This window comes from Variovorax sp. GW823-FHT04F07, assembly GCF_058795995.1.
Window position 1 is genome coordinate 1,030,778 of record NZ_JBXAIG010000001.1, and the last position, 14,663, is coordinate 1,045,440.

At 69.8% G+C, this 14,663-nt stretch carries 15 protein-coding genes; 5 read left to right on the forward strand and 10 right to left on the reverse strand.

Features of this window, described 5'->3' with window-relative positions; genetic code table 11:
• Window positions 1-30: 30 nt before the first annotated feature.
• From AC1RAA_RS04815 to AC1RAA_RS04830, 4 genes are all read left to right on the forward strand, one after another.
• Window positions 31-801, forward strand: coding sequence for a hypothetical protein (locus AC1RAA_RS04815; RefSeq protein ID WP_369628924.1), 771 nt, complete (start codon window positions 31-33; stop codon window positions 799-801).
• Window positions 802-856: 55 nt separating this feature from the next.
• A complete protein-coding gene (locus AC1RAA_RS04820; RefSeq protein WP_070060699.1) occupies window positions 857-1,177 on the forward strand; it encodes a helix-turn-helix domain-containing protein in 321 nt (106 codons plus the stop codon).
• Complete coding sequence (locus AC1RAA_RS04825; protein WP_492726850.1) at window positions 1,174-2,472, forward strand: type II toxin-antitoxin system HipA family toxin; 1,299 nt, start codon at window positions 1,174-1,176, stop codon at window positions 2,470-2,472. The genes AC1RAA_RS04820 and AC1RAA_RS04825 overlap by 4 nt, the downstream gene beginning before the upstream one ends.
• 79 nt (window positions 2,473-2,551) lie before the next feature.
• Window positions 2,552-3,244, forward strand: coding sequence for a P-loop NTPase family protein (locus tag AC1RAA_RS04830; RefSeq protein WP_062471226.1), 693 nt, complete (start codon window positions 2,552-2,554; stop codon window positions 3,242-3,244).
• A 256-nt stretch (window positions 3,245-3,500) separates the two neighbouring features.
• Here AC1RAA_RS04830 and fabG read toward each other — a convergent pair whose 3' ends face one another.
• The 10 genes from fabG to AC1RAA_RS04880 are packed head-to-tail and all read right to left on the reverse strand — an operon-like array spanning window position 3,501 to window position 13,036.
• Entirely contained in the window at window positions 3,501-4,232 is a 732-nt protein-coding gene (gene fabG / locus AC1RAA_RS04835; protein WP_159271769.1) for a 3-oxoacyl-ACP reductase FabG, read from the reverse strand.
• Complete coding sequence (locus AC1RAA_RS04840; protein ID WP_492726852.1) at window positions 4,229-4,702, reverse strand: hotdog family protein; 474 nt, start codon at window positions 4,700-4,702, stop codon at window positions 4,229-4,231. Before AC1RAA_RS04840 ends, fabG begins: the two co-directional genes overlap by 4 nt.
• Window positions 4,699-5,469 (reverse strand): class I SAM-dependent methyltransferase, encoded by a 771-nt coding sequence (locus AC1RAA_RS04845; protein WP_492726855.1) that lies wholly within the window; start codon window positions 5,467-5,469, stop codon window positions 4,699-4,701. The genes AC1RAA_RS04840 and AC1RAA_RS04845 overlap by 4 nt, the downstream gene beginning before the upstream one ends.
• Window positions 5,466-6,308, reverse strand: a complete 843-nt coding sequence (locus AC1RAA_RS04850; RefSeq protein WP_492726857.1) for a polysaccharide deacetylase family protein — start codon at window positions 6,306-6,308, stop codon at window positions 5,466-5,468. Before AC1RAA_RS04850 ends, AC1RAA_RS04845 begins: the two co-directional genes overlap by 4 nt.
• A gap of 20 nt (window positions 6,309-6,328) precedes the next feature.
• Window positions 6,329-8,734: an MMPL family transporter gene (locus AC1RAA_RS04855; RefSeq protein WP_492726859.1), complete on the reverse strand. Its 2,406-nt coding sequence runs from the start codon at window positions 8,732-8,734 to the stop codon at window positions 6,329-6,331.
• Window positions 8,731-9,309 carry a LolA-related protein gene (locus AC1RAA_RS04860; protein ID WP_492726861.1) on the reverse strand — a complete coding sequence of 193 codons (579 nt, stop codon included), beginning with the start codon at window positions 9,307-9,309 and terminating at the stop codon, window positions 8,731-8,733. Before AC1RAA_RS04860 ends, AC1RAA_RS04855 begins: the two co-directional genes overlap by 4 nt.
• 28 nt (window positions 9,310-9,337) lie before the next feature.
• Window positions 9,338-10,348, reverse strand: a complete 1,011-nt coding sequence (locus AC1RAA_RS04865; protein WP_492726863.1) for a lysophospholipid acyltransferase family protein — start codon at window positions 10,346-10,348, stop codon at window positions 9,338-9,340.
• Window positions 10,345-12,060 (reverse strand): AMP-binding protein, encoded by a 1,716-nt coding sequence (locus tag AC1RAA_RS04870; RefSeq protein WP_492726865.1) that lies wholly within the window; start codon window positions 12,058-12,060, stop codon window positions 10,345-10,347. Before AC1RAA_RS04870 ends, AC1RAA_RS04865 begins: the two co-directional genes overlap by 4 nt.
• 16 nt (window positions 12,061-12,076) lie before the next feature.
• Window positions 12,077-12,721: a COG4648 family protein gene (locus AC1RAA_RS04875; protein ID WP_492677032.1), complete on the reverse strand. Its 645-nt coding sequence runs from the start codon at window positions 12,719-12,721 to the stop codon at window positions 12,077-12,079.
• Window positions 12,722-12,724: 3 nt separating this feature from the next.
• Window positions 12,725-13,036 carry a phosphopantetheine-binding protein gene (locus tag AC1RAA_RS04880; RefSeq protein ID WP_062482694.1) on the reverse strand — a complete coding sequence of 104 codons (312 nt, stop codon included), beginning with the start codon at window positions 13,034-13,036 and terminating at the stop codon, window positions 12,725-12,727.
• 102 nt (window positions 13,037-13,138) lie between these two features.
• On the opposite strand from AC1RAA_RS04880, the gene AC1RAA_RS04885 reads away from it, so the two are divergent.
• Window positions 13,139-14,650, forward strand: a complete 1,512-nt coding sequence (locus AC1RAA_RS04885; protein ID WP_492726867.1) for a helicase HerA-like C-terminal domain-containing protein — start codon at window positions 13,139-13,141, stop codon at window positions 14,648-14,650.
• Window positions 14,651-14,663 lie beyond the last annotated feature (13 nt).

The following is a 14,663-nucleotide window of genomic DNA, read 5'->3' on the forward strand; positions in this document are numbered from 1 at the left end:
CGCCCCAGCCGTGGATGATAACGTCAGGGCATGAGCGATTCCCTGGCTTCTCCTCTCGCGGCGCGACGCACCTGCCTGCTGGCGGGCACCGCGGCCGCCCTGCTCGCGCCGCTGGCGCTGACGGGCTGTTCCTCCTTCCGTTCCACCGAGCGCGCCGAGCCCTACGGCAACCAGGAATGGCTGCAATCGGCCACCAACCGCATCGCCAACCTGTCGCTGCGCGACAACCTGCAATCGGTGCGCCGTGTGCAGACCACGCTGTACCGGCGCAACCCGCGCGAATGGCGCAAGTCGGCCGCCAGCATGGAAGAAGCCACGCAGCGCACCTGGGACGCGGTCCTGCAGGGCACGCCGCTGCCCGAGCTGCGCGGCGCCACCGGCATCGACGCCATCCGCCTGGCCTTCGAGACCGGTCCGCAGGCCTACCAGGGCGACCGCGTGGCGGCGCTGGTCGTCGGATGGGCCTCGATGCTCAAGCAGGCCAACGGCAACACCTGGGACCAGACCATGATCGACGGGGTCGATGCCGAGAACAGCTACCGCACGGCGCGCAACTTCGAGATTTCGCTCTGGCTCATCTCTTCCAAGACCGGCCCCGACGGCCAGCCGCTGCTGCTGGCCACCGAGATCAGCGAGCGCGGGCGCAACCTCGTGGCCGATCGCGAGCTGTCGAAGGTGGTGGCACGGCTCGACCTGCTGGCCGCGCAGGCCGACGAGAAGTACCGCCGGGCAGCCCTTGATTTCGGGCAGAACTGGGTGATGGGCGTGGTCATGCCGCTCTTCACGCTGATACCCAAGTAGGTTCTTCGCATCGGAAATATGTTTCCGAAATAGGCATTTGCGGTAATATCTTTCCGTGGACAAGCAGGAACTCATCACCGCCCTCACGGCGCGTCGCGGGGCCACCGGCCTCACGAACGCCGAGATCGCCCTGCGTTCGGGGCTCACCGAGCGCTCGGTGCGCAATGCCCTGAGCCTGAAGGGCAATCCGCAGCTGTCGTCGCTGCTCGCGCTGGTCGATGCGCTGGGGCTCGAATTGCAGCTCGCGCCCAAGGGCTTCGGTGAAGGCACGGCCGTCGATCCCGGCTACCGCCCCGTCGCCACGCGTGTCGGCCGGGCGCTGGCCGAAGCGCCTGCCGCGCCGCCCTACGTGCGGGGCCGCCGCTCACCGCCATGAACGTCAAGATCCTCGAGATTTCGCTCGGCGCGCACCGCCTCGGCAAGCTGTTCCAGTACGCCGACCTATGCCGCTTCGTGGCGGAGCCCGAGTTGATCGCCAACCCGCCGCCCGGCGTGCTCTCGCTGTCGATGGTCGCGAGCGACCCTGCGGCCCAGGCCGCGCTGTGGAGCGACGTGAAGAACCCGCTGTTCAACGCCCAAGGCGGCCAGTTGCCCGGCTTCTTCCAGAACCTGCTGCCCGAAGGCGTGCTGCGCAGCCACATCGCGCAGCTGCGCGGTTGCCGCGAGAACGATCACTTCGAATTGCTGGCGGCCTGCGGCGGCGACCTGCCCGGCGCCGTGGCCGCGCGCCCGGTGTCGGTGGACCGCGGCACGCTGCAGCGGCTCATCACGCAGGACCAGGACGCGCTCGAGATGTCGGTGGTCGAGTTGCCGATGCCGCAGGGCATCTCGGTCTCGGGCGTGCAGCCCAAGCTGGGCCTGCGCCGTCAGGGCGGCCGCTATGTGGCGCGCGTTCGGGCCGGCGCCAGCACGCGGGTGATCGCCAAGCTGCCGGTGGCCGGCCGGCCTCACATGCCGCAGCTCGAAATGCTTTCGCTGCAGATGGCCGGGGTGGCGGGCGTCGAGGTGTGCCACGCCGAACTTGCGCCGCTGTCGGCCATCGCGGCGGAGCACAGCTATGCGCTGCCGGACGAGCCCGAGTTCCTGGCCGTCACACGTTTCGACCGCGACGGCGCGCGCCGCATCCACTTCGAAGACTTCGCGCAGGTGCTCGCGGTCGACCCGATGCACAAGTACAGCGGGAGCTACCTCGACATGGCGCTCGCGATGCGCGCCTTTCCATCGTTGGGCGAAGACGCCGTGCTCGAACTGGTGCGCCGGCTCGTGGTCAACGACCTGCTGGGCAACCCGGATGCCCACCTGAAGAACTTCGGCGTGCTGTACCCCGATGGCGTCGCACCGCGCCTGGCGCCGGCCTACGACATCGTGGCCTATGCGGCGCTGCAGGGCGTCGAGGGCCACGCGTTGCCGCTGCTGCCGGCCCCAGTCGGTGCGACCCCAGCCCGTCGCACCGCGATGTTCACGCCCGCCAACGTGCGCGCGTTCTGCTTCTCGGCTGGCGTGCATGAGCCGCGCATGCGGCGCGTCGTCGCAGACACGGCCCGCCTCGCGCGCGACCAGTGGCCCGCGATGATCGACACGTCAGTGCTGCCGGCTCCATGGAAGAAACGGCTGCAGCAGCGCCTGCAGGCACATCCCTTGCTGCAGGGCATGAGCAAGCGGGGTCGCTAGCCACAGTGGCGTGACAGGCGACCCCTAGAATGAATCCGCCCTCCTCCACCCCTCAACCCATTCGAGGCAGCAACCACTCATGAGCTCCATCAACTTCATCGGCGGCGAAAAAGGCGGTGTCGGCAAATCGGTCACGGCACGCGTGCTGGCCCAGTACTTCATCGATCGCAGCCGACCTTTCACCGGCTTCGACACCGACCGTTCGCACAGCTCCTTCACCCGCTTCTACGAGGGCTTTGCCTCGCCCGTGGTGGTCGACAGTTTCGAAGGCCTGGACACGGTGGTGAACGGCTTCGAGACCAACCCGAAGCAGAGCGTGATCGTCGACCTCGCGGCGCAGACGCTGGCGCCGCTGTCGCGCTGGATCAAGGAATCCGACCTGTTCGACGTGTTCGAGGAGATCGACGTCACGGTCAACTTCTGGCACGTGCTGGACGACGGCAAGGACTCCACCGACCTGCTCGGCACGCTGATCGACACCTTCGGCAATCGGCCCAACTACATCGTGGTGCAGAACTACGGGCGCGGCAGCGACTTCGGGATGCTGCTGGCTTCGCAGTCGCTGTCGAAGGCCAATGCGAATGGGGCGCGCGTGATCGCCTTGCCGCGTTTGCACGAAGCCAGCATGCGCAAGATCGATGCGCAGAACACGAGTTTCTGGAAGGCGGTGAACGACCGCGAAGGGCCGCATGCGCTTGGATTGCTGGAACGGCAGCGCGTGAAGTCTTGGCTGGCTACGGCCTACGCTGCGTTCGATACGCTGCCTCTTTAGGCCTTTTGGGAGCGCCCGACAGGCGGCACGGCGCGGTCGGCCCCACTGTGCCGGCCGCTTCGCGGCTCCCCTGCGGTGCTCGCGTTTCGCGGGGTCTCGCAGAACTCGCCTTCGGCTCAAACAGCTGCGAGCCCTGATCCGCGAAACGCTGCGCTCCTCGGCGGCACAGAGGGGCCGCCCACACCGCACCACCTGCCGGGCTCCAGGGTGAAGTGGATGCCCTGCTCGCCGCAATGAAAAACGAAGCAGCAGGGCCTTAGATCATCCCGCCGTTGATCGAGATCACCTGACCCGTGATGTACGCGGCTTCATCGCTTGCCAGGAACGCTGCCAGCGCCGCCACTTCCTGCGGCGTTCCGGCGCGCTTCACGGGCACCATCTGGTTGATGAGCGCGGGATCGAACACCGCGTCGGCCATCGGCGAGGCGATGATCCCGGGCGCGATCGCGTTCACGGTCACGCCGCGCGACGCCACTTCGAGCGACAGTGCCTTGGTCGCGCTGTTCAGCGCGCCCTTGGCCGCGGCATAGTTCACCTGCCCCTTGTTCCCCGCGATGGCGGCGACGGACGAGATGTTCAGCACACGCCCCCAACGGGTGCGCATCATCGGCAGCAGCAGCGGCTGGGTCACGCGGAAGAAGCCGTTGAGCGACACGTCGATCACCTTGTGCCATTGCTCCGCGCGCATGCCGGGCAGCACAGCATCGTCGTGCACGCCCGCGTTGTTGACGAGGATCTGCACCGCGCCGCCTTCGAGGATGCGTGCGCAGCCGGCCGCGCAGGCCTCGTCGCTGCGCAGGTCGAACACATGGCATTCCGCCTTGCCGCCGGCGGCGGTGATCGACGCGGCCAGTTGCTCGATGGCCTCGGGCCGCGAGTTCGCATGCAGCAGCACGGTGGCGCCGTCGCGCGCAAAACGCTCCGCCATGGCCGCGCCGAGCGCGCCGCTGGCGCCGGTGATCAGTGTGCGTTTTCCTTCGAAACTCATGACGGTGTGCTTCCCATGTCCGCCAGCGGCGTGTTCAAGACCACCACGGCCCGGCCCTCGGCCAGCAGGCGGCCGTCGTCGGCCGCCACCGTGAATTCATACAAGACCTGTCGGTCGTCGCCGGACAGGCGCTTCGCGCGCACCTGCAACGCTCCGGCGATGTCGTCCAGCCGCGCCACCGCCAGCTTCACGTTGCGCGCACTGGCCAGGAAGCCGGCCGACGGTGTGCTGCCCTCGACGGCCAGCAGGCCGCCGTGCAGCGCCATGGCCTGCGCCGCGTACTCGATGGCGTTGGGCGCGAGCAGGCCGCTCTCGGTGCGCAGCGGGTTGTCCGCCTGGCTGTGCGTCGTGGTGCTGCAATGGATCGATTCGGCGTTCCAGCCTTCGAGGCGCTCCAGCAGGCACATGCTGCCGCTGTGCGGAATGCGCGCGGCGATGCCCGCGCGGTCGAGCGTCTGCGGTGCCGTCAAGCGGCAGTCTCCAGGTCGGCCACCAGCAGCACGTTGGCAAAGGGCGTGCCTTCGCTCATCGGCATGCTCTGCACGCGGAAACCCAAGCGCTGCAGCACGGCGATCCACTCGGCCAGCGGGCGGCCCCAGGTCGGCGAGACCTTGTGGCCGCGGATGCGCGTCACGGTGCGATCGACCCACTGGCTGATCGCGAAACCGCGCGTGCTCGACGCGTCGCCCACGCGCAGCAGCAGGCGCGCCTTCGGGTTGCCGCCACGGCGCAGCGCGTCGCGCACGCGGGTCAAGACGCCCTCCTGCGCGGCGAGGTCCACGTAGTGCAGCACGTCGAGGATCACGACCAGGTCGCAGTCGGGCAAGGCGGCCGAGCACATGTCGGCGCACACCAGCCGCGGCGTCGGCTTCAGATGGCCGACCGACGCCTCGGCGCGCGCCACGTCCTTCGGCATCAGTTCGATGCCCGTGTAGTCCGCGGCAGCGGGCGTGGCGGCCCAGGAGGCCGGCCAACGTCCCTGTTGCTGCATCGTGCTCATCGACGCCAGCAGGCTCACGAAGAGGCCCTGTCCGCAGCCGATGTCGACCACGCGTCGGTGCTGCGCGTCGATCAGCCCGCGTTCGAGCAGGCCGCGGAACACCGGGTCGCGCCCGAGCTTGCCGCGCGCGAACTGCCAGGCGAAGGTGCCGCCCTTCTTGTAGGGCACGGTCGCGGCTTCGTGCAGCTCGCGCCAGGCTTGGTCGGTGGTCATCGTCGATGGCATCACGGCGCTCATGCGGTCTTCAATCCTTCAGGCAGGGTCACGGCGCGCAATCCATCGGTGCGCAGGCGTTGGAGCAACAAGGGCAGGACTTCCAGCAAGACGGGTTGTCCTGCGGCGGTGCGCGCGGCATTGCCGTCGTGCAGCAGCAGGATGTCGCGTGCCTGCAGGTGGTGGGCGAGGCGCGCCATCACCTTGGCGGCGTCGCCTTCGCGGGTGTCGAAACCGCGCCGCGTCCAGCTCACGAGCGAGAGGCCGAGGCGGTGCAGCACGGGTTCGAGGAAAGGGTTGCGCAGGCCGGCGGGCGCGCGGAAACAGGTCGGGCGCTGGCCAGTCACGTCGGTCAGGATGTCCTGCGCGCGCGTGATCTCCGCCGCGAAGCCACGCGGGCCGAGGAAGGAGAAGTTGTGCCGATGCCGCGCCGTGTGGTTCTGGATGCTGTGGCCGCGCGCGACGATCGCGCGCGCCAGCGCAGGATGCGCCAGCACGCGCTCGGCGATACAGAAGAAGGTGGCGCGCTGGCCGTGGGCGTCCAGCAGGTCGAGCACGCGGGGCGTGACCTCGGGCTCGGGCCCGTCGTCGATGGTGATCGCCACCTCGCGACGCGCAGCGGCGGCTTCGGGCAGGCGCGTGACGTTCGGGCCGAGCAGGTTGCTGCGCGGCGTGAGGCCCGCACCGGTGATCAGCGCATGGTTCAGCGCCACCGCGCCGAGCGCCCAGGGCCACGCGCCCGGCACCAGCACGCCCGCGCCCAACGCGGCCACATGCACGGCCGCGCTGGCGCGCATGGCCGGCGGCCAGGGCCAGGATTCGGAGGCGGCAGAACGGGTGGAAGGGGCGGAAGGCGACGACATGGTGGGTCCGGATTTTCCCATCAGCGCGGTCGCTGTGGGCTTGGGCCCTTCCCGGGCGCCACGTTGCGCGCGAACGCGGCCGACAGCAGCAGCGCCAGCAAGGCGCCCGGCGCGACCACGCGGCCGATGGACGACAGCGCCGGAATGTCCGAGATCGCGATCAGCCCGAACGACACCACCGTCGTGAGGTTGGCCAGCATCAGCGAGGCCAGCGTGTCTTCGTCGGCGCGACCGGTCGTGCGCAGCTGGTCGAAGAAGAGCGCGTAGTTCGATCCCACGGCGACGATCAGCAGCAGCCCCACGAGGTGCAGGATGCCGAGCGCCGCCTGCGCCAGCGCCATGCCACCCAGCGTGAGCACCACCGCGAACAGCAGCGGCTGGCACACGGCCAGCAGCCGGCGCCACGAGCGCAGGTACACGCCCAGCAGCACCACCACCGCCAGCGCGCCGAGCAGCACCTGCACGAAGGCCTCGTGCAGGTAGCGCTGGTAGAGGCCGCCGAGCTCGCGGCCGACGTCCACCACCTGCACTTCGGGCAGACCGGCCAGCGCCTCCTCGAGGCGCCCCTGTTCGAAGCCCGGGCCGGGATGCAGCACGACCAGCGTGGACCAGCCACCACCCGGTCGCTCGTACATCAGCGTGTTGACCACGGAGCCCAGCGGGCCGCCCATGAGGTCGGCGCGCTGCACGGGCGCTTGCTTGCGCGCGGCCTCCACGTCGGCCACGAAGGGTCCGAGGCGCGATGCCGGCAGCGGCAGGCCCTTGGTCGCCTCGGCCAGGTTGGCACGCAGCGTGTCGGCGTCGGGCAGGCTGGCCTGGCGCGCCGTTTGCGCGGCCACGCTGGGCAGCACGCGGGTCACGGCTTCGTAGCCGCTGAGCTCGCCCTTGTCGACCAATGCATCGAGGCGCGCGGCCGCGGCCTCGGTGTGGCGCAGTGCGGCCTGTTCGTCGTCGCCGAAGGCCACCACGAGCACGCCGCCGTCGCTGGCGCCGATGTCCTTGCGCAGCATCTCGTCGAGCTGCTGGGCCGAGCGCGGCACGGGGCTCATCGCGCTCAGGTCGGCGCGCCACAGGTGGCCGCCCTGCCACAGCACCAGCGCGAGCGCCGCCAAGCCGAGCGCCGCCAGCGGCCAGCGCAGGCGCGGCAGGCCGCGCACCAGCAGGCCGGCCAGGCGCGCCATGTGCCGGCGCATGCCCATGCCGGTCGCGCCATCGGGTGCCAGCACGGGCAGCACGTAGCGCGTGGCGAGCGCGGCCGACACCAGTCCGGCGATCGAGAACACGCCCAGCTGCGCCAGCCCCGGAAAGCCCGAGAACACCAGCGCCGCAAAGCCGCACACGGAGGTCAGCAGGCCCAGCCGCACAGTAGGCCAATGCACCTCGCGCCAGCGCTGCCAGCCGGTGCCGGCCACGGCCGCGCCGCGCGCCTGGATCAGGTAGTAGATGGCGTAGTCGACCGTCTCGCCGATCAGCGTGCTGCCGAAGCCCAGCGTGAGCCCGTGCACCGAGCCGAACACGAGGCTGACCGACGCGGTGCCCACCACCACGCCCGTGGCCACCGGCAGGAAGGCAATGACCAGCGCGCGCGGCGAGGCAAAAGCCAGCAGCAACAGCACGCTCATCACGATGCCGCCCACCACCGCGAGGTGAATGGCTTCGGTCTTGATCTTTTCGCGGCTCATCACCGAGAACACGGGCGGTCCGCTCAACAACAGCTTCGGCGCGGCCTCGCCCATGCCGCGCGCGGCGGCTTCGTAGGCGGCCTGCACACGGGCGATGGCGACGGCCTGCGCATCGAGGTCGCCACCGGCCGCGCGCGTGGTGGCGATCATGAGCGCACGCGGCGCCTCGCGCGACATCCAGACGCCAGCCTCGCTGCGCGGTGCGCTGGCCGGCACCAGCTCCATCGCGATGCGCTGGGTCTCGCCCGTCGGATCGCTGTCGAGCAAGGGCTTGATCGCATTGCCGGCCGGCGTGCCGAGCATCGACAGCGTGTCGACGATGGCTTCGCGCAGCCCTTCGGCGGTGAACTGCCCCGGCATCACGCCGGACGAGAGCTGGTAGCGGTGCTGGAACACCCAGGTGCCGGCCTCGCTCCAGTCGCTCACGTCGCCGTTCTGCACCAGGTCGAAGAGCTGGCTCTCGCGCATCGCCTTGCCGACGGCGCGCGAGACGTCAGCGCGCTGCGCGACGCTGCCGCCCTCGAAACCCAGCATCAGCGTGCGCGAGGCGACGCCGCTTTGCAGCTGCTCGATCAGCACGCGCTGGCGCAGGTCCGGGCTCTTGGGGAGAAAGGCCGACAGGTCGGCGCCGATCTGGGTGCGCGCGATGACGACCGCGCCGAGGGCCACGACCAGCAACCACGCCAGCAGAACGACGATGCGGCGCGACCACCCCGGCGGGCCGCCCGCCTGCGCCAGGCTCACGGTGTCGCGCGCCCGGGGGCGCCGGCCGGCAGCACCGACGGCGGCGCGTTGGGCGAGATGTGCATGACCGAGCGGTCACCGCCCACGAACTCCATCTCCAGCCCCAGCACCTCGCTGTTGCGGCCGGTGATGCGCATGCTGCGCACCTGCGCGGCCAGCCGGCTGTCGTTGGGCGTGAGGTCGAGCGTCCACTTGCCGGCGGCGCCGGTCACGGTGCTCTTGAAGTAGCGCTGCAACGTGGCGCCGTCACCGCTCAGCGTGCCGCGCATGGCTTCGACCAGGCCCAGCAGCTCGGGCATGCTGTCCAGCGCCAGCGTGCGGTTGCGGTTGCCGCGCGACAGGGTCAGCGTGTTGCCGTCCACGGACATGGTCTCGATGCGCGGCGACAGCGTGCGGCGCACCAGCTTGTCGGGCGCCTCGAAGCTCAGCGTGCCGCTCGCGTCGAGCGGGCCTTCGAGGCCGTGCACGAAGCGCTGCTCGGTGAAGCGCGCCTCGCCGCTCTTCTGCCGGGCCAGCAGGCCCATCAGTTCGGGCAGGTCGAATGCCGCCCACGCCGGCGCGGCACAGAAAGCCACCGCCAGCACCACAACCCTGCAAAGCCGATCAAGCCGCATCTTCGAGCCAGAAATCATGAAAATTGAACCAGTTGTACGGGTAGGCGCGGCACAGCGCCTCGAGGCGGGCCACATAGGCTTCGACCGCGCTTCGGATGCGGCGTTCACGCTCCGCGGCATCGGCGAACGGCGTGCCGAAGTCGGCCAGCGGGTCGAACCGGACATCGTAGCGGGCACCGCCGCCGTACATGCCGGCCATGAAGAACACCTTGCGGCGCAGCAGCGCCGCCAGCCGGAACGGGCCGTCGTTGAAGACGGCCGGCTGCCCAAGGAAAGGCAGCACGATGTTGTTGCCGCGCTGGTTCGCCGGCTGCTCCTCGCTGCCCGGCAGCGTGCGGTCGGCCAGCATGCCGCCGAGGCCGCCGCCGTCGAGCCAGTCGCGCAGCGCGAGCATCGAATGCGGCCGGCCGAGCGCGATCACGTGGGGCCGCATCTCGGGCAGCGCGATGGCGTTCAGGATGGCGGTGATGCGCTGCGCGTTGTCCGGGTACATCAGCATCGCCAGCCGCATGCGGTTCTGGTGCTTCTGCTGCTTGCAGGCGCCGAGCACCTCGAAGCTGCCGATGTGGGCGCCGAGCAGGAAGGCGCCCCGCCCTTCGGCCGCCTCCGCCTCGATCGGGCCGTTGCCTTCGATCTTCAGCTTGAACAGGTCCATGCGCCCGCGCAGGAAGTACACGCGGTCGAGCACGGTGGAGGAAAACGCGTGCAGCAGGCGGTAGCCGTCGACCCAGCCCGCGCGCGGGCCGATGGCCCGGAACAGGTAGCGCTTGATGTGGCGGCGCGGCGCCGGCGCGAACAGCAGGAAGTACAGGCTGATCGGCGGCAGCAGCAGCCGCGTGACGTGCCGTCCGCACACCAGCGCCATCAGGCAGATGAAGCGCAGCGCCAGCATGTTGCTGCGCTCGGGCGCGCGCGCCCAGTCGCCCTGCTGGGGCGTCGGGCGGGCGGTCTGGCGCGCCGCTTCGTCCACGGCGCGCGTTTCGGCGTCGGTGTGCTTCATCCCGCCGACTCTGGCACAGCCGTCCAGCGGCCGGTGACAGCCACCACGCCGTCACAGCGCACGTCGAAACGCACGCCGCGGCCGGTTCCGGCCTCGGGATGCAGCTCGATGGACAGCGTGCTGCCAGGCCGCACGGGCGCCAGGAACTTGGCGGCCGCGAGCGTCGGGCTCGGGCCGAGCCGTGCCGACAGCGCCGGCACGCGTCGCACGACCTCCATGACCTCCGCCAGCAGCAACGCGCCGGGCACCAGCGGCTGGCCGGGGAAATGGCCGGCAAAGGCCGGGTGGTCGACCGGCACCGTGTGCGCCATCTGCACCGGCGTCTGGTCGTCGGCCAGCTGGGCCAGCGCAAATTCGCGCAGCGCCCGCACCGTGAGCTTGCCCGTGCCTTCGCGCGGGAAGGCCTTGACCTGCACCACGCGGCGCGGCACGAACACCGGCTCCAGCCGTTGCCGCAGTGCAGCAATGATGTCCGCCGCCGACAGCGTGGGCGCGACCACGAACGCCACCGGCCGCACCACGCCGTCGGCCACCTCGTCGGGCAGCCAGAAGGCGCCGTCGTCGACGCCGGCGATGCTGTTGAGGTGGTAGTTCAGGTGTGCGAGCGAACTGCGCCGGCCGGCGACGTGGATCAGGTCGTTGGCACGGCCGAACAGGCGAAAGCGCCGTGCGTCCAGCAATTCGAGCACGTCGGCCATCGGCGTCGGCTCGGGAATGAAGTCGCCGCTGAAGATGAAGCGCTCGGGTCCGTCACCCTCCCCCGGCTGCGCATGCACGCGGATCTCGCCGAAGGTTTCCCAGATTTCGCTCTCGGTGGTGCGGCGCGTGGCCACCTGGCCCGACTCGGTGCTGCCGTAGATTTCGAGCAGCACGCCACCCAGCGCCTGCTCGGCCTGCGCGGCCAGTTGCGGCGACAGCGGCGCGGTGGCCGACAAGATCAGGTCGACCGGCGGCAACTCGATGCCCGACAGCAGCAGCGTCTTCAGGTGGAACGGCGTGGTCACCAGCGCGCGCGGGCGCGGCACCGAGGCCAGCGCCTTCGCGACGTCGGCCGGAAAGAACGGCCGCCCGGTTTCAAAAGCGGCCCCACCGAGCATCGCGAGCAGCACCGACGACTCCAGGCCGTAGCTGTGCTGCACCGGTACGGTCGCCACCAGCGTGAGCCCTTCGAGCGTGGGCCGCTGCAGCACGCGGCACAGCCGCTCGACCGCCACTTCGACGTCGCCGACCAGCGTGCGCCAGGCCTTGGCATGCGGTTGCGGCACGCCGGTGGAACCCGACGTGAGCAGGCTGGCCGCATGCCGGCCGCCGTCGATGGCGGGCACCGGCGCCTCGCCGGCCGGGCCGGGCACGGCCTCGACCTGCAGGCGCCGCATGCCGGGCGTCTCGAGCTTGGCGTCGTCGGTCAGCGCGAACAGGTGGGCGCCGCCGGTTTCGGTCAGGCGCGCCAGCGTGTCCGGCCGCGCATCGGGCGGCAGCAGGCTGGCGTGGCCGCGCACCAGCGCAGCGCCCAGGCTCACGGCGAAGGCGTAGCGGTCGAGGCAGAGGTTGACGGCAGGACCTTCGGCGGGCAGTGCGGGCGCCAGGCGCGCGACGTCGGCCAGGAACTGGCGTGTGCTGACCGGCTGGCCGGCGCGCCAGGCCAGGGGCGCGTCGGGGTTGCGGTCCGCGAGCAGCGGCAGGAAGGAAGAAGAAGCGGTGTCGGGGGTCACGCGGGCTGCGCCTGTTTCATTGGCCGCCAGCGCCGTTGTCCACCGTCGAGGTGCCGTAGAACGCGCGCACCGCATCGACCAGGCGCGTGCGTTCGAATTCGGGATGCAGGCGGTAGCGCACGAGGTGCTCGCCCACGAAAAGCAGCGCCACGCTCAGCGGCGACAGCACGTTGGCCAGCAGCGACCAGGCCGAGAACGGCATCGTCAGGTAGACCACGATCGACGAGACGACCACCACGGCGAAATACACCGTCCACACCTGCGTCAGGCGCGTCGTGTACGACAGCATGTGCCCCTTCAGCGGGTGCACGCGTTGCGCGAACTGGGTGATCAGCGGCAGGCCCTTGCCACGCAGCGTCGAGCCGAACCAGCCGCACAAGGCGCCGTTGATGCCGATGTGCTGCAGCACGTACAGGCGGTTCGTGTCGCCCGCCTCACCGAGGAAGACGAGCGAGAAGCCGCCGATGCCCAGCGCCGCCGCAATGGCCAGGCCCCAGCGGCCGAACCAGCTGGCGGCGCAGCCCATGGCGGCGATCCACAGCGGGCCGAGCAACACCACCACAGCCCAGGGCTCGGTGGCGTGGAACAGCGTCATCCAGTGGGAGAGGCCGGCATACGTGACCCCTACCAGCAGCAGGAGGACGAGTCGCCATCGGGACATGGATCAGGTGGCGCTGCGGTGCTCGGCGACGTGGGTCGCGAGCGTACGCAGCGACTGGAAGATCTGCTGGTTGCGCTCGTCGTCCGAGCGCAGCTGGAAACCGTAGCGGCGCGAGACTTCGAGCGCGACTTCGAGGATGTCGATGGAGTCGAGGCCCAGACCTTCGCCGTACAGCGGGTCGGTGGGAACGATCTCTTCAGGTGCGACCTCGAGATTGAGCGCGTTCACGAGCAACACGGCCAGCTCTTTTTCGATCGGCGACTGTTCGGATGCATCGCCAGTGGCGGGAATGGGGGGCTGAGCAGTCGATGACAAAAAAACCTCCTGAACTTTTTTCCTGAACGACCGTGCGGGGTCGTGAATTATAGGAGTGGCGGTTGATTAGACTGCGCGCTTCGATACGACCCGGAGCGCCCCATGGCCGACCCCCTTCTGATCGCACGCCACGACACCATCGAGTGCACCCTCCTGCCCGGCCTGGCCAACCGCCACGGCCTGATCACCGGCGCCACCGGAACCGGCAAGACCGTCTCGCTCCAGACCATCGCCGAACAACTGTCGAACATCGGCGTGCCGGTGTTCATGGCCGACGTCAAGGGCGACCTGACCGGCATCAGCCAGAAAGGCAGCGTCGGCGAAAAAATGGCCGCCACGCTCAAGGAACGCGGCATCGACGTGCCCGAGCCCGCCGCCTGCCCCGTCACGCTGTGGGACGTGTTCGGCGAACAGGGCCACCCGGTGCGCGCCACCGTGTCCGACATGGGCCCGCTGCTGCTGGGCCGCATGCTCGACGTGAACGAAACCCAGGCCGGCGTGCTGAACCTGGTGTTCAAGATCGCCGACGACAGCGGCATGCTGCTGCTCGACCTGAAAGACCTGCGCGCCATGCTGCAGTACGTGGGCGAGAACGCGAGCCAGTTCACCACCGAGTACGGCAACATCAGCGCCGCCAGCGTGGGGGCGATCCAGCGCGGCCTGCTGCAGATCGAGACCCAGGGCGGCGACAAGTTCTTCGGCGAGCCGATGCTCAACATCACCGACTTCATGCAGACGGTGGGCGGCAAGGGGGTGGTGAACATCCTGGCGGCCGACAAGCTCATGAACTCGCCGCGCCTGTACGCCACCTTCCTGCTGTGGATGCTGTCGGAGCTGTTCGAGCAGCTGCCCGAAATCGGCGACCCCGAGAAGCCGAAGCTGGCCTTCTTCTTCGACGAGGCCCACCTGCTGTTCAACGAGGCGCCCAAGGCGCTGGTGGAACGCATCGAACTCGTGGTGCGGCTGGTGCGCTCCAAGGGTGTCGGCGTGTATTTCGTCACGCAAAACCCGCTGGACATTCCCGATTCGGTGCTGGCCCAACTCGGCAACCGGGTGCAGCACGCGCTGCGCGCCTTCACGCCGCGCGACCAGAAGGCCGTGAAGGCCGCCGCCAGCACCATGCGCCAGAAGCCCGGCCTGGACATCGAGACCGCCATCACCGAACTCGCCGTGGGCGAGGCGCTGGTGAGCTTCCTGGACGCCAAAGGGCGCCCCAGCATCACCGAGCGCGTGTACGTGCTGCCGCCGGGCAGCCAGCTCGGCCCGATCACGCCCGAGCAGCGCAAGGCGCTGATCGCGGGCTCGCTGGTGGCGGGCGTGTACGAGAAGACGGTCGACCGTGAATCGGCCTACGAAAAGCTCAAGGGCCGCGCCGAGAGCGCGCCCGATGCGCCAGCCGCCGGCGCCAAGGGCGGAGCCACCGCGGAAGAATCGTCCGGCATGGGCGGCATGCTCAACGACATGCTCTTCGGCAGCACCGGCCCGCGCGGCGGCAAGCGCGACGGCCTCGTGCAGACCATGGCCAAGTCGGCGGTGCGCACCATGGGCACGTCGGTGGGCAAGGAGATCCTGCGCGGCGTGCTGGGCGGGATCTTCGGCAGCAAGAAGCGCTAAGAGAAAACGGCCG